Annotated in this window: 30 protein-coding genes; 19 read left to right on the forward strand and 11 right to left on the reverse strand. The window is 62.4% G+C overall.

Going from position 1 to position 25,962, the window contains the following annotated elements; genetic code table 11:
• Nucleotides 1-22: 22 nt before the first annotated feature.
• Both PQR53_RS02685 and PQR53_RS02690 read left to right on the forward strand, forming a co-directional pair.
• Nucleotides 23-1,402, forward strand: a complete 1,380-nt coding sequence (locus PQR53_RS02685) for an isoxanthopterin deaminase (protein ID WP_408451164.1) — start codon at nt 23-25, stop codon at nt 1,400-1,402.
• Between the two features lie 42 nt (nt 1,403-1,444).
• Nucleotides 1,445-2,176, forward strand: coding sequence for a maleate cis-trans isomerase family protein (locus PQR53_RS02690; RefSeq protein WP_408451013.1), 732 nt, complete (start codon nt 1,445-1,447; stop codon nt 2,174-2,176).
• A 137-nt stretch (nt 2,177-2,313) separates the two neighbouring features.
• On the opposite strand, the gene thrS is transcribed toward PQR53_RS02690, so the two are convergent.
• Nucleotides 2,314-3,519, reverse strand: coding sequence for a threonine--tRNA ligase (thrS, locus tag PQR53_RS02695; RefSeq protein ID WP_408451014.1), 1,206 nt, complete (start codon nt 3,517-3,519; stop codon nt 2,314-2,316).
• 400 nt (nt 3,520-3,919) lie between these two features.
• Here thrS and PQR53_RS02700 point away from each other — a divergent pair, with 400 nt between their 5' ends.
• Nucleotides 3,920-4,405, forward strand: coding sequence for a GNAT family N-acetyltransferase (locus tag PQR53_RS02700; protein WP_408451015.1), 486 nt, complete (start codon nt 3,920-3,922; stop codon nt 4,403-4,405).
• A gap of 24 nt (nt 4,406-4,429) precedes the next feature.
• Here the strand turns inward: PQR53_RS02700 and PQR53_RS02705 are convergent, their stop codons facing one another.
• From PQR53_RS02705 to pdxR, 3 genes are all read right to left on the reverse strand, one after another.
• Nucleotides 4,430-5,014, reverse strand: coding sequence for a flavin reductase family protein (locus PQR53_RS02705; RefSeq protein WP_408451016.1), 585 nt, complete (start codon nt 5,012-5,014; stop codon nt 4,430-4,432).
• 257 nt (nt 5,015-5,271) lie between these two features.
• A complete protein-coding gene (locus tag PQR53_RS02710) occupies nt 5,272-5,604 on the reverse strand; it encodes a hypothetical protein (RefSeq protein WP_408451017.1) in 333 nt (110 codons plus the stop codon).
• Nucleotides 5,605-5,853: 249 nt separating this feature from the next.
• Nucleotides 5,854-7,371 (reverse strand): MocR-like pyridoxine biosynthesis transcription factor PdxR, encoded by a 1,518-nt coding sequence (gene pdxR / locus PQR53_RS02715; protein WP_408451018.1) that lies wholly within the window; start codon nt 7,369-7,371, stop codon nt 5,854-5,856.
• A 109-nt stretch (nt 7,372-7,480) separates the two neighbouring features.
• On the opposite strand from pdxR, the gene PQR53_RS02720 reads away from it, so the two are divergent.
• Nucleotides 7,481-8,221, forward strand: a complete 741-nt coding sequence (locus tag PQR53_RS02720) for a GNAT family N-acetyltransferase (RefSeq protein ID WP_408451019.1) — start codon at nt 7,481-7,483, stop codon at nt 8,219-8,221.
• A gap of 40 nt (nt 8,222-8,261) precedes the next feature.
• On the opposite strand, the gene PQR53_RS02725 is transcribed toward PQR53_RS02720, so the two are convergent.
• Nucleotides 8,262-8,798, reverse strand: coding sequence for a GNAT family N-acetyltransferase (locus PQR53_RS02725; RefSeq protein ID WP_408451020.1), 537 nt, complete (start codon nt 8,796-8,798; stop codon nt 8,262-8,264).
• Nucleotides 8,799-9,055: 257 nt separating this feature from the next.
• Between PQR53_RS02725 and PQR53_RS02730 the strand changes: the two genes are divergently transcribed.
• Entirely contained in the window at nt 9,056-9,721 is a 666-nt protein-coding gene (locus tag PQR53_RS02730) for a VC0807 family protein (protein ID WP_408451021.1), read from the forward strand.
• Nucleotides 9,722-9,728: 7 nt separating this feature from the next.
• On the opposite strand, the gene PQR53_RS02735 is transcribed toward PQR53_RS02730, so the two are convergent.
• Complete coding sequence (locus PQR53_RS02735; protein ID WP_408451022.1) at nt 9,729-10,595, reverse strand: LysR family transcriptional regulator; 867 nt, start codon at nt 10,593-10,595, stop codon at nt 9,729-9,731.
• Nucleotides 10,596-10,720: 125 nt separating this feature from the next.
• Between PQR53_RS02735 and PQR53_RS02740 the strand changes: the two genes are divergently transcribed.
• The 6 genes from PQR53_RS02740 (at nt 10,721) to PQR53_RS02765 (ending at nt 15,359) form a co-directional block, all read left to right on the forward strand.
• On the forward strand, nt 10,721-11,665 hold the full coding sequence (locus tag PQR53_RS02740) for an AEC family transporter (protein WP_408451023.1): 945 nt from the start codon (nt 10,721-10,723) through the stop codon (nt 11,663-11,665).
• Between the two features lie 145 nt (nt 11,666-11,810).
• On the forward strand, nt 11,811-12,776 hold the full coding sequence (locus PQR53_RS02745) for a quinone oxidoreductase family protein (protein WP_408451024.1): 966 nt from the start codon (nt 11,811-11,813) through the stop codon (nt 12,774-12,776).
• A 55-nt stretch (nt 12,777-12,831) separates the two neighbouring features.
• A complete protein-coding gene (locus tag PQR53_RS02750) occupies nt 12,832-13,008 on the forward strand; it encodes a DUF1427 family protein (protein WP_179740064.1) in 177 nt (58 codons plus the stop codon).
• A gap of 191 nt (nt 13,009-13,199) precedes the next feature.
• A complete protein-coding gene (locus PQR53_RS02755; protein WP_408451025.1) occupies nt 13,200-13,778 on the forward strand; it encodes a DUF4337 domain-containing protein in 579 nt (192 codons plus the stop codon).
• An 81-nt stretch (nt 13,779-13,859) separates the two neighbouring features.
• Entirely contained in the window at nt 13,860-14,477 is a 618-nt protein-coding gene (locus tag PQR53_RS02760; protein WP_408451026.1) for a LysE family translocator, read from the forward strand.
• Nucleotides 14,478-14,669: 192 nt separating this feature from the next.
• Complete coding sequence (locus tag PQR53_RS02765; RefSeq protein ID WP_408451027.1) at nt 14,670-15,359, forward strand: class I SAM-dependent methyltransferase; 690 nt, start codon at nt 14,670-14,672, stop codon at nt 15,357-15,359.
• Nucleotides 15,360-15,398: 39 nt separating this feature from the next.
• Here the strand turns inward: PQR53_RS02765 and PQR53_RS02770 are convergent, their stop codons facing one another.
• From PQR53_RS02770 to PQR53_RS02785, 4 genes are all read right to left on the reverse strand, one after another.
• Nucleotides 15,399-16,676 (reverse strand): RNA polymerase sigma factor, encoded by a 1,278-nt coding sequence (locus tag PQR53_RS02770; protein WP_408451028.1) that lies wholly within the window; start codon nt 16,674-16,676, stop codon nt 15,399-15,401.
• A gap of 4 nt (nt 16,677-16,680) precedes the next feature.
• Complete coding sequence (locus PQR53_RS02775) at nt 16,681-17,088, reverse strand: VOC family protein (RefSeq protein WP_408451029.1); 408 nt, start codon at nt 17,086-17,088, stop codon at nt 16,681-16,683.
• A gap of 17 nt (nt 17,089-17,105) precedes the next feature.
• Entirely contained in the window at nt 17,106-17,519 is a 414-nt protein-coding gene (locus tag PQR53_RS02780) for a YciI family protein (protein WP_408451030.1), read from the reverse strand.
• 139 nt (nt 17,520-17,658) lie between these two features.
• Nucleotides 17,659-18,012: a YciI family protein gene (locus PQR53_RS02785; protein WP_408451031.1), complete on the reverse strand. Its 354-nt coding sequence runs from the start codon at nt 18,010-18,012 to the stop codon at nt 17,659-17,661.
• A 276-nt stretch (nt 18,013-18,288) separates the two neighbouring features.
• On the opposite strand from PQR53_RS02785, the gene PQR53_RS02790 reads away from it, so the two are divergent.
• From PQR53_RS02790 to PQR53_RS02825, 8 genes are all read left to right on the forward strand, one after another.
• The gene (locus tag PQR53_RS02790; protein ID WP_408451165.1) at nt 18,289-18,444 is read left to right on the forward strand and encodes a glycine zipper 2TM domain-containing protein; all 156 of its coding nucleotides are present in this window, start codon (nt 18,289-18,291) and stop codon (nt 18,442-18,444) included.
• A gap of 232 nt (nt 18,445-18,676) precedes the next feature.
• Nucleotides 18,677-20,638, forward strand: coding sequence for a hypothetical protein (locus PQR53_RS02795; protein WP_408451032.1), 1,962 nt, complete (start codon nt 18,677-18,679; stop codon nt 20,636-20,638).
• A 224-nt stretch (nt 20,639-20,862) separates the two neighbouring features.
• Complete coding sequence (locus tag PQR53_RS02800) at nt 20,863-21,660, forward strand: transporter substrate-binding domain-containing protein (RefSeq protein WP_408451033.1); 798 nt, start codon at nt 20,863-20,865, stop codon at nt 21,658-21,660.
• Nucleotides 21,661-21,673: 13 nt separating this feature from the next.
• A complete protein-coding gene (locus tag PQR53_RS02805) occupies nt 21,674-22,351 on the forward strand; it encodes an ABC transporter permease (RefSeq protein WP_408451034.1) in 678 nt (225 codons plus the stop codon).
• A 3-nt stretch (nt 22,352-22,354) separates the two neighbouring features.
• Nucleotides 22,355-23,122: an ABC transporter permease gene (locus tag PQR53_RS02810; RefSeq protein ID WP_408451035.1), complete on the forward strand. Its 768-nt coding sequence runs from the start codon at nt 22,355-22,357 to the stop codon at nt 23,120-23,122.
• 170 nt (nt 23,123-23,292) lie between these two features.
• Nucleotides 23,293-23,802 carry a hypothetical protein gene (locus PQR53_RS02815; protein ID WP_408451036.1) on the forward strand — a complete coding sequence of 170 codons (510 nt, stop codon included), beginning with the start codon at nt 23,293-23,295 and terminating at the stop codon, nt 23,800-23,802.
• Nucleotides 23,803-23,828: 26 nt separating this feature from the next.
• Nucleotides 23,829-24,584 carry an amino acid ABC transporter ATP-binding protein gene (locus PQR53_RS02820; RefSeq protein ID WP_408451166.1) on the forward strand — a complete coding sequence of 252 codons (756 nt, stop codon included), beginning with the start codon at nt 23,829-23,831 and terminating at the stop codon, nt 24,582-24,584.
• Between the two features lie 42 nt (nt 24,585-24,626).
• Nucleotides 24,627-25,232, forward strand: a complete 606-nt coding sequence (locus PQR53_RS02825; RefSeq protein ID WP_408451037.1) for a hypothetical protein — start codon at nt 24,627-24,629, stop codon at nt 25,230-25,232.
• A 55-nt stretch (nt 25,233-25,287) separates the two neighbouring features.
• Here PQR53_RS02825 and PQR53_RS02830 read toward each other — a convergent pair whose 3' ends face one another.
• Complete coding sequence (locus PQR53_RS02830; RefSeq protein WP_408451167.1) at nt 25,288-25,854, reverse strand: helix-turn-helix domain-containing protein; 567 nt, start codon at nt 25,852-25,854, stop codon at nt 25,288-25,290.
• Between the last annotated feature and the right edge of the window lie 108 nt (nt 25,855-25,962).

Raw genomic sequence — 25,962 nt, forward strand, 5'->3', positions numbered from 1 at the left:
GAAAGGACATTGAATCGTGAGCATGCAAACTGAAGCGTTGCTGATCAAGAACCCGGTCGCCGTGATGAGCGGCCGAAGCGGCGATAACGCGCGACTGGGCCAGGTCGATCTGCGAATTCGCCACGGCCGTATCGAGACGATTGCGCCCAACCTGGAGCCGCGCGCCGATGAACGTGTCATCGATGCGCGTTCATGCGTTGTCTATCCGGGCTGGGTGAACACACACCATCATCTGTTCCAGAATCTGCTGAAAGCGGTACCGTCCGGCATCAATTCCGATTTGCAGGAATGGCTGGCCGCTGTGCCGTATCCGCGTCTGGCGCGGTTTACGCCGGACCTGGCGCGAGTCGCCGCACGGCTCGGGATGGCCGAGCTCCTGCTATCCGGCGTGACGACCTGCGCCGATCACCACTACTTGTATCACGCTGACGGCGGCACTGAAACTGGCGATCTGCTCTTCGACGAAGCGGCTTCGTTCGGCCTGCGTTTCGTGCTGTGCCGCGGCGGTGCATTGCAGGCGGCGGGCGATCATCCGGGGTTTTCCAAAGTTGCATTGAAACCCGAAACGCTCGATCAGATGCTCGCCGATATCGAACGACTCAAGTCGCGCTATCACGACGCGGGTGCGGCTGCGATGCGCCGCGTGGTGGTTGCTCCGACTACGCCGACGTTTTCGCTGCCACCTGAACTGCTGCCCGAAGTCGCACGCGCGGCCCGTCGCATGGGATTGAGGTTGCACACGCACCTTTCCGAAACAACGCGTTACGTCGACTTCTGCAAAGAGCGTTTCAATCAACTGCCGGTCGAGTTTGTCGCCGATCACGAATGGCTCGGGCCGGATGTCTGGTTCGCTCATCTGGTGCATCTGCAGCCGAGCGAAATCGCGATGCTGGCGGAAACCGGCAGCGGCTGTTCGCACTGCCCAGTGAGCAACGCACGCCTCGGCAGCGGCATTGCGCCCGCCCCGCAGATGGCAGCAGCGGGCGTGCCGATGTCGCTGGCCGTAGACGGCGTGGCTTCGAACGAATCCGGCAGCATGACCAATGAGGCGCACTTTGCGTGGCTCGTGCATCGCGCGGCGCAAGGCGCGTCGGCGACCACCGTCGAAGAGACGATTCATTGGGGCAGCGCGGGCGGCGCAGGCGTGCTCGGTCTGGACGCGGTCGGCACACTGGAAGTCGGCAAGGCCGCGGACTTCGTGCTGTACGACATCAGCGATCTGCGCTTCAACGGCTTCCATGATGTGGCAGTGGCACCGGTGGCGGCGGGTGAACCGGCTCGGGTTCGCTACAACGTGGTGAATGGCCGCGTGGTGGTGGATAACGGTGTGATTCCGGGCCTCGATCTGGAACAGCTTCGCTATGAGGCGGCCGAAGGCGTGAAGCTGTTGCTCGCCGATTAAACCGCTCACGTACGCAAGCAAGCGCTAAAGGGACACACCGCGATGCAACACACAAGAATCCGGCTCGGCGTGCTGACGCCGTCGTCGAACACGGCGCTCGAGCCGATCACCGCAGCGATGCTCAGCGAATTGCCTTATGTCAGCGCACACTTTGCCCGCTTCACGGTGACGGAGATCGCGCTATCGGAGCAGGCGCTCGGCCAGTTCGACGCGAGCCGGATTCTGGACGCAGCGCGTCAACTGGCCGACGCTCGCGTGGATGTGATTGGCTGGAGCGGCACGTCCGCCGGTTGGCTCGGCTTCGAACGCGATCAGTCGTTGTGCCGTCAGATCACCGAGGCGACGGGCATTCCCGCGACGACCTCGGTGCTGGCGCTCAACGAGATTTTCGAAAAAACGGGGGTACGGCGGTTCGGTTTGGTGTCGCCGTACACCGACGATGTTCAGCAGCGGATCGTGCGCAACTACGAGAAGCTCGGCATCGAATGCGTGGCGGAACGGCACCTCGGCTTGCGGGACAATTTCAGCTTTGCCGAGGTGCCGGACACGCAATTGGCAATCATGATGCGTGAAGCTGCATTTGCCAGACCGGATGCCGTGACGACTTTCTGCACGAATCTGCATGCTGCGCATCTGGTGAGGACGTTTGAACTCGCCACGGATGTTCCCGCTTATGACACCGTGGCGACTGTGCTTTGGAAAGCATTAAGGATGCTGGATGTGGATACCAGGCCACTGGCGAACTGGGGAAGTTTGTTTGCTGACGTCGCATAACCTCGCAAGATCGCGCACTCCCCGCCAGGCTTGACCTCGGATGCGTTGGATAGCGAAGTCATGCGGCATCCTCCACCGTCGGCCCGGATAGCGTGCCGGTGGACGGTGGCTTTCATGGCGGCTGGTGTGCTGGAGATCTAGGAGAACGCAGGCGGCAGCGCAGCCAGCCTCAAAGATTCGACACCCTGCGCGAGAGCAAGCGTCGACTGCTGCCCGTCACGCGCGCGAATGCTGATCGTCCGGTCGCGTTCATCGCGTGAACCTACAGCGACAAAAATCGGCACCTGTTTTTCCCGTGCGTCGACGATCTTCTTTTCCAGCCGCTCCGGCCGGCTGTCCAGCAGCGCCCGGATGCCGGCGGCGTCGAGTGCTTGCATCACTTCCCGCGCGTAAGCCGTATGCGCCTCGCTGATCGTGGCGACCACGACCTGCTCGGGCGCGAGCCACACCGGCAGCCACCCTTCGTGATGTTCGAGCAGCATCGCGATGAAACGCTCCATGCTGCCGAGTACCGCGTGATGAATCATCACCGGCCGCTCGCGTTCATCGCGCTCGTTGACGAACTGCGCGTCGAGCCGCTCGGGCAAGACGAAATCGAGCTGGATCGTGCCGCATTGCCAGCTGCGTTCCCGGCTGTCCGTCAGATGAAATTCCAGTTTCGGGCCGTAAAACGCGCCCTCTCCTTCGAGTACGTCGAATTCGAGGCCCGCTGCACGCGCTGCATTTGCCAGTGCCTCTTCCGCGCGATCCCACGTGGGGTCGTTGCCCGCGCGCATGGCGGGCCGCGTGGCGAGCGCGACCTTGAAATTGGGGAAACCGAGGTCCGCATAGACCGCCCGCAACAGCGCGCAGAAGCGGCCGACTTCGGCTTCGATATGCGCCTGGGTGCAGAACACATGCGCGTCGTCCTGCACGAACGCACGCGTACGCTTGAGCCCTTCAAGCGAGCCCGAAGGTTCGTCACGATGACACGCACCGAACTCGCTATAGCGAACCGGCAACTCGCGATACGACCGCACACGCTGGTTGAACACCTGTACGTGACAGGGACAACTCATCGGCTTCAGACACAGCGCGCGCCCTTCTTCCGCGTCGGCCAGCGAATACATCGACGCGCCGAACTTCTCCCAATGTCCGCTTTTCTCCCACAACGAACGCGCGAGCAATTGCGGCGTACGGATCTCGCGAAAGCCCGCGCGCCGCATGCGGGCGCGAATGTAGTCTTCCAGCACACGGTACAGCTCCCAGCCGCGCGGGTGCCAGAACACCATGCCGGCGCCTTCTTCCTGCTGGTGGAAAAGGTCGAGTTTGTTGCCCAGTACACGATGGTCGATGTCGTTCACAATGACGCTCCGCTTGTCTTGACGTTGCAGATACTGTTGATCGATGCCGCAAACGGAGGTCCAATCGGAGGTCCAGAAACGCCAAAGGCCCCGTCCGTTTCCGGCGGGGCCTTTGGTGGTCTGCCACAGCTTCCTGCTTCTAGCGTGCGCAACCTCCAGACGACCCGCCTGTGAAGGTGGTCGCCGTGGTGGTGACGGCAGCGAAGGGAATCGAGTGGAAGTCCATGGATCGACAGTAAACGATTTTGCGAGGGCACGTCAATCGCAATCTCCACATCGCGGAGTGCGAGCGCACGCTGGCCAGGACCGCGGAATAAACGATACGATGCATGGTTGATCCGACGCGCATGCATACTCACCAACTTTCGATTCACCCTACAAACCGACCGAGCATCTCATCTTGACCATCCACATCCGCCCCGCCCACGCATCCGACGCCGCGTTGATTCTCCGCTTCATCACCGAACTCGCGGTGTATGAAAAAGCGGAGCACGAAGTTGTCGCTACCGTTAAAGATATCGAAACGAGTCTCTTCTCCGCCACGTCCACTACGAAGGCTTTGATCTGCGAGATGAACGGCGAGCCGATCGGGTTCTGCGTCTATTTCTTTTCTTATTCGACGTGGCTCGGCAAGCACGGGCTTTATCTGGAAGACCTGTACGTGTCGCCGAGTTCGCGTGGCAGCGGCGCGGGCAAGCGGATGCTGCGCCGGCTGGCCCAGATTGCATGCGAGAGCGGCTGCGGCCGCTTCGAATGGAGCGTGCTCGACTGGAACGAGCCGGCGATCGGCTTCTATGAATCGATCGGTGCGAGCGCGCAAAGCGAATGGGTTCGCTACCGGTTGGCGGGCGATGCACTCACGGCGTTTGCCGACGGCGATAAATGAGACACGCTTGCCGCCGCTGACCGGTCAACTCGCCGCGCCGCTCGCTACCGGCTCGACCTCAAACGCCTCGCCCGTGGCGAAGAACGTCCCGCCCGCCACGTAATGGCACGTGCGCAGGTTGGGATCATCGCCAAAATGCCAGCGGTTGTTCGAATAGACGCGGCTGTCCGCATACGCGGCAACCACTTCGCCGATGATCAGATCGTGCCGCTGGCTGTCGTCGGGAATCACCTTGCATTCCATCCACGTGATACAGCCGGCCAGCATCGGCACGTCGATGTTTTGCGCCGGGAAAGTCTCGAGGTCGAAGGCCGAGAACTTGTCGAGTTCAGCGCCTGCGTTCGTGCCCACCGCCAACGTCTGCGCGGCAAATCCGCGGCTCGGCAGTTGCAGGCCGAACACGCCGCTCGCTTCGATCAGTTGCCGGGTGAGCGTGCGGCTGTCCACCACGACTACGACCTTCGGCGGCGTGAAATCGAGCGGCATCGCCCACGATGCGGCCATCACGTTCGTACGGCCGTCGTGCGCGCTGGTGATGATCGTGACGGGTCCATGATTCAGTAACTGCGTGGCTCGCGAGAGTGCCACGGGTTCCCGGGTGACTTTCATACGTGCATCTCCGCGTCAATTTGATTGAGCGGATTGTAGCGGGGCCGCGCGAAACGGGAGGACAGGGGAGACGGGAGAGGCGGAGGCGGCGTGAAACCGGAGACGCCGGACGTCGATAGGGACGTCGGCGGAATGGGGGGCTGAAGCGCTGAAGCGGAAGTGACCGCTCGGAAATGACGCCGGGAAACGACTAATCGCGTATTCATCAGGCGGCAGCCGCTAAGCCGCCGCCCAGGCGTCGCATCAATCAACGTCAATCAATGCGGGGCTTTGCCGTTGGGCACGGCGTCCAGCGGTTTGTGCTGCTCTTCGCCGAGTCCTGGGAAGAATGCGTTCCACGCAGCGCGCACGCCCTGAGCCGCTGTGGCTTCCGCGCCGATCGATTCTGCCTCGCCCTCGGCAGCTTTCGACGGATCGGCGGAAAGTCCGCGCCAGTGCGTGAACACCAGCAACGGTTTCTCGGTCCATATGCCGTCGCCATACTTCGCAAAGGCCGTCTCCCCGCTCGTCAACTGCACCTCGTACCAGCCTTCACGGGCGGGCGTGTGGGCGGCAAGCTCAAACCAAGCGGTCGGTTCGATTTCCTTCATGTCGTCTCCGGTCGGATAAATCGTCAAAGATAACCACAAACAAAGGCATTCTTCATGCCCGAGCCTGATAGCGGCCCGGCAAGCGCGCCCCGCATCTCACGCGATCTTGCGTCTCGGTGCGCCGGGCATGACCTGCGGACGATTCGTCGACGTCACGCACTTCCGAATCGCCGCGCATAAGCGACACGATAGCGCGACATGGGCCGCGCGGACAAACGTAAAAACTTACACGGCGCGTATGGCGACTGCTCACTCCCGCGCCAGCCTGGCCAATGTGCGGACGGCAAGCACCAATTGCTCGGCGGCCGTGCCGCCATAACCAATCACAAGCCCGTTCGTCTCGTCGCGCTGCTGCAATGCAAAACCCGACAACGCGCGTGGATTGAGCCGCGCGGCGAGCGCACGTTCGGCGAGGGTCCGATCGGAAATGCGCGGCGGCAGACGAAGCGTCAGATGCATCCCGCAATTGCCCCCAAGAATCTGCGACGACGCGAAATGCGTGGTGAGCGCGTCGCGCAGCGCCTGCTGGCGCTCCCGATACAGACGCCGCATCCGGCCCAGATGCCGTCCGAACTCGCCGCTGTCGATGAAATGCGCCAGCGCCAACTGCTCCAGACGATGCCCGCCGCGCAGCATCTCCTGCAACGCGACCGCCGTGTGCGCGGCGATTGTGCGAGGCAGCACGACGAAGCCGATACGCAGCGCCGGAAACATCGTTTTGCTGAATGAGCCGACGTACAAAACCGGCGCATCCTCGACCAGCCCTTGCATGCTGGCGATCGGCTCACCGGTATGGCGAAACTCGCCGTCGTAGTCGTCTTCGATCAGCCAGGCGCCGCAGCGGCGCGCCTGCGCGATCAGCTCCAGCCGACGCGCCACCGACAGCACCGCACCGGTCGGATACTGATGCGCGGGCGACGTGTAGATCAGCTTGGGAGGATCCGTGCGCCACGCACCGGACGGCACGGCGATGCCTTCAAGGTCCACCGGCATCGGCAGCACGGTCAGATCGCCGACATTGAAGGCGGCCTTGGCGCCGCGATAGCCGGGATCCTCGATCCACGCGACGTCGCCCGGATTGGTCAAGAGCCGCACGCACAGATTCAGCGCCTCCTGCGCGCCTTCGGTGATCACCACCTGCGAGCCCTCGCAGCGCACGCCCCGTGCTATCCGCAAATGCGCGGCGATCGCATCGCGCAACGCCGGTTCGCCCGCCGGATTGCCGTAGCCGAGCGCGAGCGGCAACGCACGCTCCATCGAACGTTCGAGTGCGCGCCGCCAGGCGGTCAGTGGAAAGCGGTCCAATGCAGGCGTGCCCGGTGTCAGCGGCAAGGTGTTGTCGACATGGGTGCGGGTCGCCGCGAATTGTTCGACGCGCGCCGCGTAGGCGACTTCCGGGGCGGCCGAGGGTGTCCGCGCTTCGCCGCGTGCAGAAGGGCTGGAGAGCGGACTCACGCGCGTGCCCTTTTTGTCGGCCACGACATAACCGACCGCGGCCAGATGCTCGTACGCGATCACCACCGTGTTGCGCGACACGCCCATTTCCGCCGCCAGCATCCGCGACGACGGCAGCAGCGACCCCGCAGGCAAACGCCCCGTGAGAATCGCTTGCTGCAAACGTTCGGTCAGTTGCTTTTGCAGCGGGGTGGTTTTTTCGCCGGTGGCGGTGGGGGTGGCGCTGCCGGCACCCGCGGCTGCGGTGGCGCTGGCGCTAGCGGCTCGGGTCTTGACGCCCGGGTTGGCGAGCGGGCCAATGATCTCAATCATCGCTGCTGGACCTATTAAATTCGTCTTGGTTGGATCTTTTTAACATACCACGTTTGCCGTATCGTTCTCCACAACGAACCATCACCAACCATCGACTGGAGAAGCAGACATGGAACCGAGACGTAACGACTTCGGGCAGCCTATCGGCGCCCCCGTGGCGGACTGGAAAGGCGCCAGGGCGCCCGGCCGCGAGCCGCTGGTGGGCAGCTATTGCCGGATCGAACCGGTGGACGTCGAACGTCATGCGGCGGACTTGTACGAGGCCTACAGTTCGGCACCCGATGGCCGCGACTGGACCTATCTGGCGGTCGGGCCGTTCGAGAGCCTCGCTGCGTATCGCGAGCATCTGACGCGCATGGCCGCATCGCCTGATCCGCTGCACCACGCGGTGATCGACCTGGCAACCGGCAAGGCGGTCGGCACGCTCGCGCTGATGCGGATCGACCGCGCGAACGGCGTGATCGAAGTCGGGCACGTCACCTATTCGCCGCGCCTGAAGCGCACACGCATTGCCACCGAAGCGATGTTCCTGCTGATGAGCCATCTATTCGACGACCTCGGCTATCGCCGCTTCGAATGGAAGTGCGATTCGCTGAATGGACCGTCACGCACGGCGGCGTTGCGCTACGGCTTTACGTTCGAAGGGATTTTCCGGCAGGCGATTGTGTATCGCGAACGCAATCGCGACACCGCGTGGTTTTCTGTCATCGACAGCGAGTGGCCCGCGCTGCGTCCGAGCTACACGCGCTGGCTCAATGCCGGCAACTTCGATGCAGAGGGCAAGCAGGTTGAACGGTTGGTGGACCTGATCGCGCGGCAGCGGGCAGCGGCGAGCGAAGGCGGTCGATAAGGCGGCCACCTGGTTGACCGGCACGCGGCTAGCGGGCGGCTCATGCGACGCCTGCCGCTCGCCGCATCACGATGGTCGGCTTGCCTTTGTACGTCGTGCGAAGCTGTTCGCGATAGCCGCATTTACGCGCGACGTGCAGCGAGGGTTGATTGTCCGGCGAGACGATGCAGGCGGTGTCGCCGTCGGGCCAATGTGCATCGGCCCAGACGAGTGCGGCGCGCACGGCTTCGGTCGCGTAGCCGCGATTGTGGACGGCGGGGTCGAGTGCCCAGCCGACTTCAGGGGTATCCATCAACGAAGGCTCGATCTCCCGGTGATAATCGGCAAAGCCCACCTCGCCCAGGAACCGGCCGCTATCCTTCTCCCGCACCACCCAATAGCCGTATCCCAGCATCGCCCAATGCCCGGCGTAACGCAGCAGACGCGCCCAGACTTCTTCGCGCGTGAATGGCTTGCCGCCGATATAACGGATCACCTCGGAATCGGACCACATCGTATAGCTGTCGAGAAAATCGTCGCGCGTGTGCGGGCGCATGATGAGACGGTCGGTGGTGAGGAACGTGGCGTGGGTGGGCATGGCGAGTGAATGGTTAGCGTGGACGCTTTAGGGTTAAGAAGCGTTGAAGCGTGCCTGGGATGATCGCAGATTTTTTGTGCACCAGGTTCACTGCCACGACCCAGGCGATCGCGCGCGCCGCACTGCAGACTCTGGCGTGCAAAGGGGCTTCGCCCTACACTCCCTGGAGACGCATGTGCTGCCACGCCGGTGCGATAAGCGCGGCGGCGGACGTGCGCACCGCCTGCGTCACTGCCATGCTTATCGCCGCTCAGTCCATGAAAACCCGCTTACGTTACCTATCCGCGCTGATCGTGAACGTCGCCCTTCCATGGCTCGCGTACCGGCTCGCGTTTCCGCACTGGGGCCATTCCGGCGCATTGGCCGCGTCCGCGCTGCCGTTGATTGCGTGGATGAGTTGGGACCTGCTGCGCTACCGTCATTTCGACGCGCTCAGCGCGAACGTGCTGGTCGGCATCGTGCTCTCGCTGATCGCGGTGGCCTTGGGCGGCGACCGGCTCATCGGCGCGATCGAAGAGCCGATGGTCTCCGGCATGATCGGCGTGTCCTTCCTGATCTCGTTGGTTTTGCGGCGGCCCGTGGTGTTTTACCTCGCCCGTTCGACGATGTCGCGCGAAGACCCGCGCAGCGCCGCAAGCTTCGAAAAGCACTGGCGCGAGCGGCCCAGCCTCGCTGCTTATATCCGGCTGATGACGCTCGTTTGGGGACTCGGCATGATCGGCGAGAACATCCTGCGCAGCCTGATCGTCTGGCATTGGCCGAACGACCCACACGCGGCGTTCGCCTCCGAAGTACTGCGCTACGGGGTCTACGCCGGTCTGACGGGATGGACCTTCTGGTGCCGACAGCGCATCAGGCAGGACGCGCTGCGCTATCCCGACGACCCACCATCGCCCGCCGACAGCACGCTCGCAAGTTCATGAAGCCCCCTCACGCCAGCTCGAGAAACCGCGCCAGACACGGATTGCGATTAGCCGGCGACCACGCCAGCACCTGCTCGATCAGCGGCGCCTCAGCCAGCGGCCGGAACACCACGCCCGCGAGTTGCACCTTGCGCATCGAGGCCGGCACGAGCGCCACCCCCACGCCTTCATCTACGAGACTGAGCACGGTCTGCTGCAACTGCACTTCGAAGCGGATATCCGGCTCGAAGCCACCCGAGCGGCAATGCTCGAGGATGGTTGCGCGCAAACTCGGCGCCACTTCCTCCAGCGCCAGCACGAACGGCTCGCCCGCCAGTTGCGCGATCGTCAGACGCCGTGCGCGTGCTCGCGGATGGCTGCGCGATAGCGCAACGCACAACGGCTCGCGGAGAATCGTCCGCGTGGCGAGGCCCTTGTCGGGCACGTTCGGAAACATGATCGCCGCGTCGATCTGGCCGGCCAGCACCTGTTCGGCCAGATCGTTCGAGACGACCTCGCGCAGGTTCAACGCCACCTCGGGAAACGCGGCGCCGAAAGCGCGCGCATAGCCGGGCACGACGTTGTACGCGGCGCACATCGTGAAGCCGATGGCGAGCTTGCCGGCGTCCCCGTGCGCCGCGGCTTGCGCGTTGCTGGCCGCCTGCTCCACCGACGCAAGAATCGCCTTCGCGTCGGCGTAAAAGCGCTCGCCCGCCGCCGTCAGCGTGACGCTGCGCGGACTGCGCTCGAGCAGCGTTACGCCCAGGCTCGCTTCCAGCGCCGCCAGTTGCCGGCTCAACGGCGGCTGCGACAGATTCAGGCGCGCCGCCGCCCGGCCGAAATGGCGCGTCTCGGCCAATGTCACGAAGTAACGCAGGGGCTTGATATCGATCACGATGCGCTCACGCTGATTGACGATGCAAAAAAGGTATTATCGAATGCGAAAAACAGTATTGGATTGTATCAATGCAAGCTATTACGCTGGCGCATCGCTCCGTCCGCCCACACTGATCTGCACCGATGTTAGCTACCCTCGAGATTCTGCTCCCCGTATTCGGCCTGATTTCCGCGGGCTTTGCCTGCCGCCGGCGCGGTGTACTTGGACCGAATTCCGCGTCCGAACTGAACCGCTTCGTGGTCTGGCTGGCGCTACCGGCTTTGCTGTTCGACACGATGGCACGCGCCACCTGGCAGCAGCTCTATCAGCCTGGCTTCGTCGCGACGTTTTCGATCGGCTGCGTCAGCGTGTTCGTGCTGATTCTCGTCATACGCATGCTGAATGGCCGGCATCTGGCCGATGCGAGCGTCGACGCGATCGCGGCGTCGTATCCGAACACCGGCTACATCGGCTTTCCACTCGGCCTGATCGCGTTCGGCTCAGCCAGCCTGACGCCGACCACGATCGCCACGATCCTCGTCGCCTGCGTGCTGTTCGCGGTTGCAATCGTGCTGATCGAAGTCGGCTTGCAGACCGAGCGCACGCCGCACAAGCTGGGGCTGAAAGTGCTGGGCTCGCTGGCGCGCAATCCGCTGATCGTGTCGCCGATCGCGGGCGTGCTGTTCGCCAGTACCCACATCGCGTTGCCACAGAGCGCGGAGACGTTTCTGAAGCTGCTGAGCGGCGCCGCCAGTCCGTGCGCATTGGTGAGCCTTGGCTTGTTCCTCGCGGAAAAGCGTCCGTCGGAGGCCGGCTCGCGCGGCATCTCGCTGCTGCTGACCGGGGTCAAGCTGCTGGTGCAGCCGGCGCTGACCTGGTGGCTCGCAGCGCGCGTGTTCGGGCTCTCGCCCTCGCTCGTCGAGATGGCCGTCGTGCTGGCCGCACTGCCCACCGGCACCGGCCCGTTCATGCTGGCCGAGTTCTACCGGCGCGAGGCGCACATCACCTCGCGTACGATTTTGTTGTCGACGGTGGGGTCGGTGGTCACCCTTTCGGTGCTGCTGATGTTGATGGGGCATCGCACCTAACGGGACCCACGCGCCGGCGCGGTAAGCGCCGCCGCACGTCTTGTCCGAAATTCGAAAGCCGTTGTCTCATCGCTTTTTACCGGTCACCTAGACTACGTTCATCGGCTGCACGATGCAGCCTGCGAACCGACAGGAGTGACGCGCAATGAAAGCGATTCAGTTCAAGACTTTTGGCAGCCCCGAAGTGCTGGACTACGTCGAGCTGCCGACGCCCCAGGCCGACGCGGAGACCGCCGTCGTGCAGGTCAAGGCGGCCTCGGTGAATCCAAGCGACGTCAAGAACGTATCCGGCCATTTCGAACACACCCTCCTGCCACGCACACCTGGCCGCGACTTCAGCGGCGTCGTGGTGGACGGCCCGCAGGCATGGCTCGGCGCCGAGGTGTGGGGCACCGGCGGCGACATCGGCTTCACCCGCGACGGCACACACGCCGAGTTCATCAAGATTCCGTTCGCCGGTCTGTCACGCAAGCCCGCCTCGCTCAGCCATCCGGAAGCCGCCGCGATCGGCGTGAATTTCGTGGTCGCCTGGCTCGGCACGATCGAGTACGCCCACTTGCAAGGCGGCGAGACGATTGCCGTGATCGGCGCGGGCGGTGGCGTCGGCGGCGCGGTCGTGCAGATCGCGAAAGCGCGGGGCGCTCGCGTAATCGCAGTCGATCGTCATCCGCTTTCCGCCGATGCGCCCGCGGGCCGACTGATCGACGAATACGTTCCATTCGACGAAAACGTCACCGGGCGCCTGAAGGCATTGACCGGCGGCGCCGGCGCGGACGTGGTGTACGACAGCGTCGGCGGCGTGGCGTTCGAGACCGCATTGAGTCTAGTCAAACGCCGCGGCCGGGTGCTGGAAATCAGCGCCACCGGCAAACGCCGCGTGGAATTCGACCTGATCGATTTCTATCACAACGAAACGCAGCTGTTCGGCGTGGACAGCGCCAAGCTGGGGGTCGCCCAATCGGCGCCCTTGATGACAGCGCTGGTGGAAGGCTTCGAAAGCGGCAAGCTGCAAAGGCCGGCCATCGCGCAGGAATTCCCGCTCGAACGTGCTCGCGAGGCCTACGAGGCAGTCGCCGCCGGCACGCGCGGCCGGGTCGTCATCACGATGTAATTGCTGAAGCGACCGGTGGGCGTGGCGGCCCGCATTTCAGATGGGTACAACGAACATGAAAGCTTATTTGATCTCGCTCGTGGCCGGCGTCGTGGTCGGTTTGATCTACAGCGTGATGCAGGTGAAATCGCCCGCGCCACCGACAGTCGCACTGGTCGGCCTGCTCGGCATGCTGGCCGGCGAGCACGTGATCCCCTTCGTACGGACCTGGCTGGCCGCCGGCATTCATTGACGTCCGCATTGACGTGCGATCGACGTCCTCATCGATCTCCGCTTGCGTCGATACCTTTTCCATCACCGGGCACCTCACGCTAAGATTGAGGCCCCCGGGCCGGCGCGCCGCGCTTGTGACGTCGCCCGCGCATGTGCCTGCGCCATGCACCGCGCCCGGGAATCACAGGAACAGCTGGCTCGGAGAACTGGATGTCTGAAGAATATGAAGTGCATGGTCCGCATGACCATGCGGTTGAACACGCCGGCCACCACGACGCGGACCCATTTGCGAGCCGCATGGCCGTGACGACGGCGATCCTCGCGACGATCGGTGCATTGTGCGCATACCAGAGCGGCAACAGCGAAAATCTGGCGCTGTACTACAAGAACGAAGCCGCCATTAAAAAGACCGAAGCGTCGAATCAATGGAACTACTACCAGGCGAAGGGCGAGAAAGAGAATCTCGCTGAACTCGGCGCGGCGCTGTCGCTCGGCAATGCCGACGCGCACGCGAAGTTCGTCGCCGACGTCGACAAATACAAGCAGCAGAAAGAGCCGATCCGCGTGAACGCTGAAGCGATCGAAAAGGAAGTCGTGAACAACGACGCCAAAAGTGAAGTATTGCTGCACGGCCATCATCGCTGGGCGCAGGCTACGACCTTGATTCAGGTGGCGATCGCCCTGTGCGCGATCACGTTGCTGACTCGCAAGAAATGGCTGCGCAATCTGTCGTTCGGTGTGGCGGCTGCGGGTGTGGTCACCGCGGCGATGGCATTCTTCGCGGCTTGATAGCGCGAGCGGCGCGGTCAGCGGCCAGGTCAGGCCGGGGCAGGCTACGCGTTACCGGATCGATGAGTTAAGGAGCAGTGTGTGATTGATGGGTCCGCAGTTCTAGGCGTTTTCTCCGTATACGTAGCCGGCGTGGTGATCCCCGGCCCGAACTTCGTCGCGGTTGCACACAAAGCCGCGTCGGCAACCCGAGTCGAGGCGCTCGCGATGGTGGCCGGCATCGTGCTCGTCAATCTGTTCTGGGCGAGCTGCGCGATTCTCGGCGTCGGTATCGTATTCACCGCGTTTCCGTGGCTAGCGCTGGCGGTGAAAATAGCCGGCGCCGGTTATCTGATCTGGTTCGGCGGACGCCTGATTGCAAATGCCTCCGCCGGCAAGTCCACGCAAAGCGTGCAAGCGTCGGCAGGCGGCTTTCGGCAGGCATTCGCGCAAGGCTTTGCGACCAACATCGCGAATCCAAAGTCGATGGCGTTCTTTGCCGCGGTGTTCTCGTCCGCCGCGCCGCCGCATGTCAGCGTGGGGACATTTGCCGCGATGCTCGGCATGGTGTGCGTCGTGGCGAGCAGCTGGTATGGCTTTGTCGCGCTGACGTTGTCGCATGCGCGGATTGCCTCGGCGTATCGGCGCTGCAAGGCGTGGATCGATCGCGTGTGCGGCGGATTGATCGTCGCGTTGGGCGTGCGCCAGCTGATCCGATAGGTTTATTGCCGCTCATCCGCCTCAACTTCAAGTCAGTCCTAAAGCCCTCCGCGCGCCAATTTGTCCTGGGTCAAAGACGCGCGGATCGGATGCTCAGTAGTCCAATTTCATGACATAAATAAAGGGCGCCGCGATCCTGGATCGCGTGTCCGCGCCGCAGTACTGGGCGCAACCCGTCATGGAGGACTCACCGTGAATACATCCCCTAACGCTGCCGACGACCTCGTCGCCAACCTCGACGAAAGCGTTCTGCTTCCGCAACTCGGCTGCCCGGCAGGCGAGATCGGCGTGGCAGTCGGCGACATGCTGGAGCGCACCAATCTGCCCATCATCGACGCAGCCTTCGATCTGCTCGACCTGCGCGCCAACGAACGGATCCTCGAGATCGGCTTAGGCAACGGCGGTCATATCCCGTCTATCCTGGATCAAGCCGCGGGACTTCGTTTCACCGGCATCGATATATCGCCAACCATGATCGCCGAGGGCCGCCGGCACAACGCAAGCTTCATCCGCAGTGGTCAGGTCCGGCTCGAAACCGCGGACGTGATGTCGATGCCATTCCCGTCCGGCTCATTCGACAAAGCCATTGCGATCAACACGACGTATTTCTGGCCCGATCTGATCGGCGGCTTGAAGGAAACACATCGCGTGCTGCGCGCCGGCGGCGTGTTGGTGATCGCGGCCATCACGCCTCAGGCGGCCGCGGCAATGCCGTTCGCCAAATACGGTTTCACCATCGACGATGCCGCCACACTGGAAGCCGCCTGCGTTGCGGCCGGCTTCGACCGGATAGGCATCACACGTTACGTCGAGCCGCTGCTCGATCCGCCGCAAGAATTCGGCGCACGCGAGTTCTATCTGCTGTGGGGCTGCGCCGGCTGACGCGGCGCTCAACAACTCACCCTTGATGCACGCCGCCACTCAATGCGCGGTACCGCGCGCAGCACGCTCGAGCAACAACGCGCGCTCGCGCGCGTTGTGCGTCATGCCGGCAGCGCGTCCGAATTCGGCGCGCGCCTCTTCCATGCGGCCGAGTTTTTCCAGCAGATCGCCGCGCACACTCGGCAACCAGTGATAGTTCGCGAGCGCCGCATCGGCCGCGAGCGCATCGACGATTTCCAGACCAGCTGCCGGCCCGAACGCCATGCCGACCGCCACCGCCCGGTTCAACTCGACCACGGGTGAAGGCGCCACCTGCGCCAGCGCGTCATACAACGCGACGATCTGCGTCCAGTCGGTCTCTTCGGCACGGCGGGCGCGTGCATGACACGCGGCCAGCGCGGCCTGCAAGGCATAGGGCCCGCTCGCGCCGCCCAACGCGTGCGCGGTGCCGAGGGCGGTCAGCCCGCGGCGGATCAGGAGCGGGTCCCAGCGGCTGCGGTCCTGATCGAGCAGCAGCACCGGCCTGCCCTCGGCATCGGTGCGCGCATGCGTGCGCGACGCCTGGATTTCCATCAACGCGACGAGGCCATGCACTTCGCTTTCGTCCGGCACGAGCCCGCTCAGCACGCGCCCCAGCCGCAGCGCTTCTTCGCACAACGCCGGACGCATCCAGTCGTCGCCGCCGGTGGCCGAATAGCCTTCGTTGAAAATCAGATAGATCACCTGCAGTACCGACGCGAGCCGCGGCGCACGCGCGTCCGCTTGCGGCACCTCGAACGGCACCTTGGCCGCCGACAACGTGCGCTTGGCCCGCACGATGCGCTGCGCGATGGTCGGCTCGGGCACGAGAAAGGCCCGCGCGATTTCGTCCGTGGTGAGGCCGCCGAGCAGGCGCAGCGTCAGCGCGACGCGGGCATCGGTCGACAACACCGGGTGGCAGGCCGTGAACACCAGCCGCAGCAAGTCGTCGCCGATATCGTCGGCGCGCGCGGCATCGAGGGAATCGACGAAATCCGGCACGAGATGCGCCTCCATTGCGTCGAGATCGTGGCCCAGTTCTTCGCGCTTGCGGGCATGCAGCGCTTCCTGACGCAAGCGGTCGAGGGCGCGATTCTTTGCGGTCGCCATCAGCCACGCTCCGGGATTGTCGGGTACGCCCGCGTCAGGCCAATGTTCGAGCGCCGCCACCAGCGCGTCCTGCGCCAGCTCTTCGGCGAGCCCCACGTCACGCACCATCCGCGCGACGTGGGCGATGACCTTGGCGGATTCGATCCGCCAGACTGCCTCGATGGCACGATGGGTGGCCGGTTTTGTCACGGGATCAGCCCGCTGCCTTGGCGTTCGGGTCCATGTAGATCAACTCCCAGATGTGTCCGTCGATATCCTCGAAGCCGTGCCCGTACATGAAGCCGTAGTCCTGCGGCGCGCGCGGCACCGTGCCGCCCGCGGCGAGCGCCTTCGCGACCAGCGCGTCCACCTCGCCCCGGCTTTCGCAGGACAGACCCATCAACGCCTCGGTGCTTTCCTTTGGATTGCAAAGCGACTTGCGCGTGAAAGACTTGAACAGGTCCTTGACCAGCAGCATCGCGTAGAGATTCTCGCCGAGGATCAGACACGCGGCCTGCTCGTTGGTGAACTGCGCCTCGAAGCTGAAACCGATCGCGCTGAAAAATCCCTTCGACCGTTCGAGGTTGTCGACCGCGAGATTGACGTAGATCTGTTTATGCATGATGGCATCCGTCGAGATCAATGTTTGGCCGCGTTCAGTTCACGGAAGCGGTCCACTTCAGGGCCGGGTTCGAAGTCTTCGAGTTCATACAGTTGCCGCACCTCGATTTCGCCGTCGGCCTGCTCGCCAAACGGCGCGGGGAACCGCCGCGCCCATTCCATGGCTTCCTCGCGGGAGCGAACCTGGATCAGCGTATAGCCGGCGATCAGTTCCCTGGTTTCCGCGAACGGGCCGTCGATGACCGTGCGCTTGCCGCCGCTGTAGTGGACGCGCCAGCCTTTGGCGCTGGGTTGCAGACCGGTTGCGTCGAGCAGTACGCCGGCTTTGGCCAGTTCTTCGTGGTACGTGCCCATCGCGGCCATCAGGGCTTCGTCCGGCGGCCCGCCGGCTTCACTGACGGCTGTCGCCTTCACCATGATCATGAATCGCATCGCAAACGCTCCGGGGGTCGTGGCAAATGAAGAGCCCGCTGGCTCCTTATTCACACGACGAGCGATGCGCGGCCGGATCGACATGTTTGTCGTCGGCCAGGGAAAACCCCGAGCCACTAGCCGCGAATGGCTGAGCCGCCTACATGAAGCAAGGACCGAGTTTGCGGACTTCGACGGTACACCACGCGGCTGCCGGGCAAGCTTGCGCAATTGCCACCGCTTCTTCGCGGGTTTCGCAATCGAGCAGAAAGAACCCGCCGATCATTTCCTTGGCTTCGGCGAACGGGCCATCGAGCAGTTTCGGCTGACCGTCGCGCACCTGCACGCGCACGGCGTCGCTGGCGGAGGTCAGCGATTCGGCGGCCAGCAGTTTGCCGCGTTCCTTGAGGTCGGCGGCAAAGCGCAGCATCTGGTCATAGACTTCGCGCCCAGCCTGCTCGCCGCGTTCGATGCGTTGATTCGGGGGTTCGACGATCAGCAGCATGTAAGACATGGCGGCTCCGATTGGTCGCGCCGTGGACGTGAACGCCAGCCAGGCGAACGACGGCAAGAACGCGCTTACAGTTGGGTTGCGAAAAAGGTTGAGAAAGGCAGTCTAGCAAGCGTGGGGGACTCCAGCAAACTCGTTTCAGCGCCCCGCTGCAAGAGGACCGCAGGCCCTTACGGACACTCGTAATACAGACGCGGCATGGGGATTGCTTCGCCGTTTGTATCGACAACCATCCGAGGTGACATCATGCGGAATCGATCTAATCTGGGCGTCATTGCCATGGTCCTAACGCTGCTGACCTTGACGGCCGGCTGCACCCTGGGCGGCGCGGCGGCAGGTGGTGTGATCGGCAACGAGGCGACCAATCACAGCACGGTCGGCACGGTCGGCGGCGCGGTCGCCGGCGGGGTGATCGGCCATGAGTTGGGCAAGTAATCGGGCAGCGAAGTGAAAGCCTGAAGCGCATCCCGAAGCGCGACACAAGAGCGCCGGTTTAAAGTATTCTCCGAACGCGCTAAAGCCGTGTCATGAAGTGCCGTTTATCGATTAATCGCGGCGGATAATCCGCGTTCAATCCGGTAAGACGACGCGGCAAATGCAGTCAGACTCATCGGCATACTCTGTCGACATAACGAGCGACACATATAAACAGAGCTTCGGGAAATTCATGCATCGATCGTTAGTGCGTACCGGCGTCGCGGCCGCGGTGACCTTTGCCTTGATTCAACTCAGTGGTTGTGGCGGCGGCGGTTCCGGCTCGACGTCGTCGAGTACGCCGCCGGTCACGGCCACCACGGTGAGCGGCACGGTTGCCACCGGCACCGCCGTTGTGGGCGCGACCGTCACGCTGACCGATGCGACGGGCGCTCAGGCCACGGCCACCACCAACACGCAGGGCGCGTACACGATCTCGGTGAAGGGCATGACCGCGCCCTTCCTGATCGTCGCGACTGACGCCGCCGGCATCTCCGCGCCACTCGTCTCCGTATTGGCCAGGCTGCCGAACGGCACGGCGCCGGCCGTCGCCAACGTCACCACGCTGACCACCGCGATTGCCGCCATGCTGACCGCCTCGGGTAATCCGACCGACCTCGCGTCCATCACGGCGCTGGCCAGCGTAACGCTGCCGTCCGTGCAGATCGCCACCATCACGCTCGACACGATGCTGGCGAAAATCCTCGCGCAGAACGGCATCCAGACGGCGGGCTTCGATCCCATCGGCACGGCATTCATACCAAACCATACCGGCGCCGACGCGGTGATCGACACGGTGTCGCTGGTATCGGCGGCGAATGGTGGCGTGTTGCTGCTGTCGAATGCGGCGCCGGGTACGACCGTCGTGCTGAACAACCAGACTGCTCAATCGGTCACGCTGGCAGCGCCGCCCGCGGCGGCAAATTATCTGGAGCCGCTTGCGTCCCTGCTGACTGCGTGCGCCGCGAACGGCACGCTCAACACATCATGCTCGCCGGCGATCGACGCCACGTTCCTCGAAAACGGTTCGACCGATCTGGCCGTCGGCCACGGTCTGACCGATGCGAGCATCACTGGCGCGGTGTTCGGTTCGCCGAAGACCCTCGCCTTCTTCACGCGCAACGGCAAGCAGCTTGCGCTCGTGCAGTTGCCGGTCACGCTGGCGAGCGGCGCAACCAGCGGCGTGTTTTACACCATTGCACAACAGCGCCCCACACCGGTCGCGCTCGCTAACGGCACGCAACTCGGATGGGATCTGGTCGGTAATCAGTCGCCATTCGCTGTGTCGATCATGTCGCAAATCCAGCGCCGCACCTTTCTCGATTCGAAGCTGAACGACGTGAACCGCTACGAGTCGGGTCTCAAGATCGCGATTCCGACTGCCTCGAATCCGACGGTGTATTCGGCGTCCGTCGCGGGACCTGGTCTCGCCGCGCCGGTCTGGCTGATGCAGCGCAATGCGTCCGGCAGCGATTCGCTGGGTCTGTCGGATCTGCCGTTGAGTGCGGCGCCGGTCTCTCCGGCGATGACCAATAGCAATACGGAGCTGTATCGCTGGTCATGGCTGTCGTTGTCGTCGACGGCGAATTTCACGCCGGCGGCTTCGAGCGGCTACTACGCGGCGCAACCGATCGACGCGAGCAGCGTGCCGCTCTATGCGACTTACACCGTCACGTTCTACGACAAGAACGGCGCGCAGCTCGGCCAGTCGTCGATCATCAATCCGGGCAGCCCGTTGAACGCGGCGGCGGCCAGCACGGTCGCGTGGCCGACGCTGCTGCCGGACTTCGCGACCCAGTTCCTCACACCAGCCGGATCGCTGGCCGGTGTGCAGTACGCGATGAGCGTGACGTGGTCGAGCGTCGTGACGGGACCGAATCTCACCTACCCGGTGACGTCCGTGCAGATCCAGGCTTCGCCGGGAGCGGGCTCCGGATCGACGACTGCAATCGACGGCTTCTCCGTCGGCGCACCGAACAACACGACGGTCGGCCAGTATCAAACCACGGTCCACGCAGGGGTCGATCCGTCGGGCGTGCAGACGTGCACGAATTGCCCGTTCCCGGCGTTGACGTCCGGTGGTTCGCGGCTCGTGCAGTTGGGTGGCGAGCGCAACGGGACCACGTACTACGATATGACGCAGTACAACGATTAGAACAAGGCGAACCCCGCCTGGCCTGCCCGACGCCCCGCAAGGGGCGTTTTTCATTTCAGCCCGAACGTGGTATCGGCAGCTCACTCCGGTTGCCGACCTACGCGTAAACCCGATTAGGGAATTTGCATAAAATTAAAATATTGACGTTAAATTAACAACCGACTACCTTTACCTCTAATGCGACGGAATACCCGGGGCGCAGCAATCGCGACGAGAGAGTTGCCATGTCACACACCCTGTTTCGATGTCTTCGAGGACTGGTCACGTGCGCCTTGACGGCGACCGCACTGGTCATCTCAGGTCCCGCCTTTTCGGCCGGCGACACGCTGCGGGTTGCCACGGAAGGCACCTATCCGCCGTGGAGCTTTAAGGATGCCTCCGGCGAGCTGCAGGGCTTCGACGTGGACATTGCGAATGCGCTGTGCGCACAGATGAAGATGAAATGCCAGATCGTCGCGCAGGCCTGGGACGGCATCATTCCGGGTCTCCAGGCCAATCGGTACGACGCAATCGTTGCGTCGATGTCGACGACGCCCGCGCGACGCAAACAGGTGCTGTTCACCAACAAGTACAAGGAGACGACGTCCAGCTTTATCGCGGCAAAAGACAGCGGGATAAAAGACGTCTCACCGGCGGCCCTGAAAGGCAAACGCATCGGCGTTCAGCGCGGCTCCTCCCAGCACCAGTGGCTGGTCGCCAACGGTTACGACAAGACGGCGTCGCTCGTGCTGTACGACGACACCCGTCAGCCGGAGCTAGACCTCGTCGCGGGCCGGGTCGACCTCATCATCGGCAACAAGGCGACGTTCTATTCCGACTTTTTCAAGCGGCCGGACTCGAAGGATTTCGCCTTCGTCGGCCCCGAATTCAAAGGCGGTGTACTCGGGGACGGCAACGCAATTGCAGTTCGTCTCGCCGACGCCGACCTCTGCAATCGGATTAACGCAGCGTTGGCCGCAATCATCGCGAACGGCACGTATGACCAGATTAGAAAGAAGTACTTTCCTTTCTCTCTGATGTAACGCGGGAGCCAGCATGGTCAACTTTACGCTTGATGGTTATGGCGGACTCATTCTGCTTGGGGCCCTGACGACTCTGCTGGTCGCACTCGCGGCCACCGCGATCGGTTCGGCAATCGGGATTCTGATGGCGGCCGCCAAGTTGTCTCCGGTGCGGATTCTCAGTCAGTTCGCCGGCGCATACACAACCACGATACGAGGTGTTCCGGATCTGCTGGTCATCTTTCTGGTGTACTACGGCGGCAGCGCAACCCTTTCCCATCTGCTGGGACGGTCGATTGAAATCAACGCGTTCGGAGCGGGTGCCGTGTCGCTGGGACTGGTGTTTGGCGCGTACGCGACGGAAATCTTCCGGGGTGCGATTCTGGAAGTTCCGCGTGGCCAGTTTGAAGCCTCCGCGGCTCTGGGCTTGACCGGCATTGGAAGCTTTGTCCACGTAATCGCACCACAAGCGTGGCGCCTCGCGGTACCTGCTTTCGGGAACCAGCTGACCGTGCTACTGAAAGAAACCGCGCTTGTCTCCCTAGTTGGCCTGGAAGATCTGATGCGACGAACCGGCTTCGCCGTTGAGGCAACCAATCGTCCCTTCTTCTTTTACCTTGTCGCCGGCGTGCTGTACTTTGTTCTCAGCTTCGCTTTGACAAATGTTTTTAGCACGGTTCGTCGCAAGACGTCGACCGCATTGGCGAGGTGACGCATGTTTGACTTCTCATTGCTCATTTCGAGCTTTCCGCGTCTGCTTGCTGCGTTGCCTGTGACGCTCGAGCTGTTTGTCGCCATCATGGTTGTGGGTCTCATTGTAGGTGTGCCCACGGCGCTCGTGGGAATGAGTTCATCCAGGATTCTGAGTGGCAGCGTCAAGTTTTATATCGGCGCATTCCGCGGCACGCCAGCGCTCGTTCAACTGTTCTTTCTCTACTACGGCTTCGGACAGTTCGCTTTTATCCGGCACTCCGTAGTCTGGCCGTTCTTGCGCGACCCCTTCACGTGTGCGGTGATTGCGTTGGGGCTGAATTCAGGGGCGTACACCGCGCGCATTCTGATGGGGGCGCTGTCTGCGGTACCCAAAGGCATCGTGGAAGCTGCCGAGGCGCTCGGATTGAGTCGCACCTCGATACTCAGCCGCGTTAAAGCACCGATCGCCGTTCGTATCGCACTCCCCGCGTACGCGAACGAAACGATTCTGAACCTGAAGGCGACGTCGCTGGCGTCGACGGTGACCATCATGGAATTGACGGGAACGTCGAAGCTTCTGGTGAGTGAGACCTACGCGCCCTATGAGATTTTCGTCGGCGCGGGAATAATTTATCTGGCAATGACATTCCTCCTGTCGCATACGTTCCGGTTTCTCGAGCTGAACATTGCGCGCAGAACAGGGAAAGACGTCAACGTCGCCAACCCTCGAAAGCCTAAGCAACCCGCGATGCTGAAGTCTTCCGATTCTGGAGACGCTCACGCAGCCTAGTCCTCGTACAGCGCAATTTTTTAGCGTGGACTCATGCTCCCGAGTTCCTTACGCAAAGTTATTGGAGAAACAAATTGCTTCGGTTTCTGACACTTGGACCCACTGGCAGCAATCACGAGTTTGTGACTGCTCGATACATTCAACATCATGGTCTGGAAGGACGAGCGTCGATGGTGCTGGTGTTGAGCTTTGACGAGGCGGCACGGATGGTGATCGATGGCGAGGCTGACTATATCGTTCAGGTTGCCGTCCACCCTTCGACGGCCGACATCGTCGCGAAGTATCGCAAACAACTTTTCGTCATCGATGCCTTCGTCTCTTCCAGCAAAGATATGGCGGTTGTGACCCGCGTTGACGTCAATACACCTCGAACATTGGCACTTCAGCCGGCCACGCGCGACTATGTCAACACAGATGGCCTGACTCTGATTCCGGAGACCTCAACGGCATCCGTTGCGGATGGACTCCTTTCGGGCAAATACGAAAGCGGTCTGACGTACTCGTCCCTCGCAACCGAGAATCCCACGCGGTTCAGAATCGACGAGCGAATTGGTACTGTCGATGACCCATGGATCGTGTATGGCCGTGCGCGGCTGTCCGACGGCCAGGTCGTCGCCTGGAAGGAGAGCCCGGCGGCTCAGGCATTCCACGCCCAGACACTTACGCGGCTCGACACCTGAGCCGAACGATGCAGAGGATTTGCGCCATGAACACCGTGCCGAACCACGAACTCGCGATCTCTATCAAAGCGCTCTCAAAGAGCTTCGGCGAATTCAATGTACTCAATTCTATTTCGCTGCATGTCCGGCGAGGCGAAAAGATCGTTTTGTGCGGACCGTCCGGCTCCGGAAAATCGACGCTGATTCGCTGCCTGAATCGACTTGAAAAGCATGATTCGGGGGATGTTCACGTCGACGGAATCGAGCTCACTGACGACATGAAACGCGTGCGCATGGTACGTGCCGACGTCGGCATGGTGTTTCAGCATTTCAATCTGTTCCCACACATGACAGTGCTGGAAAACTGCACGTTGGCGCCCATGCGCGTTCGGGGTCTGAAGCGGAAGGAGGCCGAGGCTCGGGCTCTGGAAATGCTTGAACGCGTTCGCGTGGCAAGTCACGCCGCAAAATATCCTGCGCAGCTTTCCGGCGGTCAGCAGCAGCGGGTCGCCATCGCAAGAGCGCTGTGTATGTCGCCCACCATCATGCTTCTCGACGAACCGACGTCGGCGCTTGACCCGGAGATGGTCAGGGAGGTGCTCGACACACTCACGTTGCTCGCGCAAGACGGCATGACCATGCTTTGCGTCACGCACGAAATGGGCTTTGCAAGGGCGGTGGCCGATCGCATTCTGTTCATGGACCAAGGCGAAATCGTGGAAGACAACGAGCCTGCCAGTTTCTTCGACGCGCCGAAAACAGAGCGAGCGAGGCGCTTCCTCAGTCAGATGATTCACAAATGAAGCGCCATGCTGAACATGCGCGCGAATCTTCAGGAGTAAGGCATGGCCACAATCAGGTTTGGCACCCTCGGTCCATCTGGAACGAACCACGAGTACGTGACGCGTCGCTACATTGAATTCCATGGACTCGATGCCGAAACCAGGCTCTTCAATAATTTCGACGAAGCGCTGGCTGCGTTTGACGCGAACGAGATCGACTATCTGATTCAGTGCGCGGTTCATCCGGATACCCCGCGTGTGATGGGCAGCAACTTCCGCGAACGGTTCGTGGTGGATACCTTCATCTCGCCGAGCCAGACACTGGCGATTCTCACGCGCAAGGACGTGAACAAGCCGGAAACCATCTCGCTTGTCTCCCCTGCGACCGATGACTACGCAGACCTCAGCGCGTATTCGAAGCTGATTCCCGCGATATCCATTCCAGTGGCGTTCGAACGACTGATGAAGGGAGAATGCGATTCCGCGCTTGTCTATCGCTACTATTTCGATTCGCAACCGGAGAAGCTGCGAGTGGATGCAACGATCGGCTCGCCGGATGACGCCTGGATTGTGTATGGCCGCAAGCGCGTGGGAGCGGGAGAGATTGTCGCCAGTCGAGAAAGCGTGGTGGCGAAGCAATTCGCGGAACTGCAGCGGCTGCAACGATAAACCGATACGGGTGATAGCGGCCGGTACGGCCGGTGCGAGATGTGCCCGCTATTTACTAGCTGTATTCGCGGATGTTGAAGAATACGGCGAGAAATCTGACCGGCACAGTTTCGATTTCTTCCGGACCATGCGCCGCATTCGGGTCGAACAGCAAGCTATCGCCGGGCTTCAGGTCGTAGAGCCGGTTGGCGTATCGGTACTTCATCTTGCCTTCGAGTACGTGAAGGAATTGAATACCCGTTGTCTGATGCGTCGACCACGGTTGGGACTTTTCGTCGAGCGTAACGACATACGGCTCCACGGAGAGATTCCCTGACAATACGTGACCAACGAGCCGATAGATGTGGCCGTACGACGAACCTTCCCGGTCGACAGTCACGCCTTCTCCCGCGGGTACGAACGAGCAATCGTGACGTTCACTCTGGTCGACGAAAAACCGCGACACGGGTTTGCCCAAGGCATTGGCAAGCCGCGTAAGCGTTTCGATCGACGGGGTGGCCGTTCCTTTTTCGATTCTTGAGAGCATCGAATGAGAAATGCCGGCCATTTTCGCAAGCGTGCCCGAAGCGATTCCTGCTGACGTCCTGAACGTGTGGATCTGTGCAGCCAAAGCACGAGACACTTTCTCTACTGCGGGGTCGGGCTGCTTCTCTGCGACTTCAATGTCCGCAGATTCTTCAGTGAGCGGCCGATTCTGAGATTTTGCCATGGTGCCTTCAGTGAAGGAGCA

Source organism: Paraburkholderia fungorum, from assembly GCF_046027605.1.
GTDB lineage: Bacteria > Pseudomonadota > Gammaproteobacteria > Burkholderiales > Burkholderiaceae > Paraburkholderia > Paraburkholderia fungorum_F.

Bases quoted from the DNA above. Each gene is read 5' to 3' on its own strand.
- pdxR (WP_408451018.1), bottom strand. From the start codon at position 7,371: ATGATTGAGATCATTGGCCCGCTCGCCAACCCGGGCGTCAAGACCCGA.
- PQR53_RS02705 (WP_408451016.1), bottom strand. From the start codon at position 5,014: ATGAAAGTCACCCGGGAACCCGTGGCACTCTCGCGAGCCACGCAGTTA.
- PQR53_RS02790 (WP_408451165.1), top strand. From the start codon at position 18,289: ATGGTCCTAACGCTGCTGACCTTGACGGCCGGCTGCACCCTGGGCGGC.
- PQR53_RS02730 (WP_408451021.1), top strand. From the start codon at position 9,056: ATGAAAACCCGCTTACGTTACCTATCCGCGCTGATCGTGAACGTCGCC.
- PQR53_RS02795 (WP_408451032.1), top strand. From the start codon at position 18,677: ATGCATCGATCGTTAGTGCGTACCGGCGTCGCGGCCGCGGTGACCTTT.
- PQR53_RS02810 (WP_408451035.1), top strand. From the start codon at position 22,355: ATGTTTGACTTCTCATTGCTCATTTCGAGCTTTCCGCGTCTGCTTGCT.
- PQR53_RS02685 (WP_408451164.1), top strand. From the start codon at position 23: ATGCAAACTGAAGCGTTGCTGATCAAGAACCCGGTCGCCGTGATGAGC.
- PQR53_RS02785 (WP_408451031.1), bottom strand. From the start codon at position 18,012: ATGTCTTACATGCTGCTGATCGTCGAACCCCCGAATCAACGCATCGAA.
- PQR53_RS02725 (WP_408451020.1), bottom strand. From the start codon at position 8,798: ATGCCCACCCACGCCACGTTCCTCACCACCGACCGTCTCATCATGCGC.
- PQR53_RS02825 (WP_408451037.1), top strand. From the start codon at position 24,627: ATGGCCACAATCAGGTTTGGCACCCTCGGTCCATCTGGAACGAACCAC.
- PQR53_RS02800 (WP_408451033.1), top strand. From the start codon at position 20,863: ATGTCACACACCCTGTTTCGATGTCTTCGAGGACTGGTCACGTGCGCC.
- PQR53_RS02720 (WP_408451019.1), top strand. From the start codon at position 7,481: ATGGAACCGAGACGTAACGACTTCGGGCAGCCTATCGGCGCCCCCGTG.
- PQR53_RS02815 (WP_408451036.1), top strand. From the start codon at position 23,293: ATGGTGCTGGTGTTGAGCTTTGACGAGGCGGCACGGATGGTGATCGAT.
- PQR53_RS02690 (WP_408451013.1), top strand. From the start codon at position 1,445: ATGCAACACACAAGAATCCGGCTCGGCGTGCTGACGCCGTCGTCGAAC.
- PQR53_RS02750 (WP_179740064.1), top strand. From the start codon at position 12,832: ATGAAAGCTTATTTGATCTCGCTCGTGGCCGGCGTCGTGGTCGGTTTG.
- PQR53_RS02740 (WP_408451023.1), top strand. From the start codon at position 10,721: ATGTTAGCTACCCTCGAGATTCTGCTCCCCGTATTCGGCCTGATTTCC.
- PQR53_RS02745 (WP_408451024.1), top strand. From the start codon at position 11,811: ATGAAAGCGATTCAGTTCAAGACTTTTGGCAGCCCCGAAGTGCTGGAC.
- PQR53_RS02755 (WP_408451025.1), top strand. From the start codon at position 13,200: ATGTCTGAAGAATATGAAGTGCATGGTCCGCATGACCATGCGGTTGAA.
- PQR53_RS02710 (WP_408451017.1), bottom strand. From the start codon at position 5,604: ATGAAGGAAATCGAACCGACCGCTTGGTTTGAGCTTGCCGCCCACACG.
- PQR53_RS02805 (WP_408451034.1), top strand. From the start codon at position 21,674: ATGGTCAACTTTACGCTTGATGGTTATGGCGGACTCATTCTGCTTGGG.
- PQR53_RS02780 (WP_408451030.1), bottom strand. From the start codon at position 17,519: ATGCGATTCATGATCATGGTGAAGGCGACAGCCGTCAGTGAAGCCGGC.
- PQR53_RS02820 (WP_408451166.1), top strand. From the start codon at position 23,829: ATGAACACCGTGCCGAACCACGAACTCGCGATCTCTATCAAAGCGCTC.
- PQR53_RS02775 (WP_408451029.1), bottom strand. From the start codon at position 17,088: ATGCATAAACAGATCTACGTCAATCTCGCGGTCGACAACCTCGAACGG.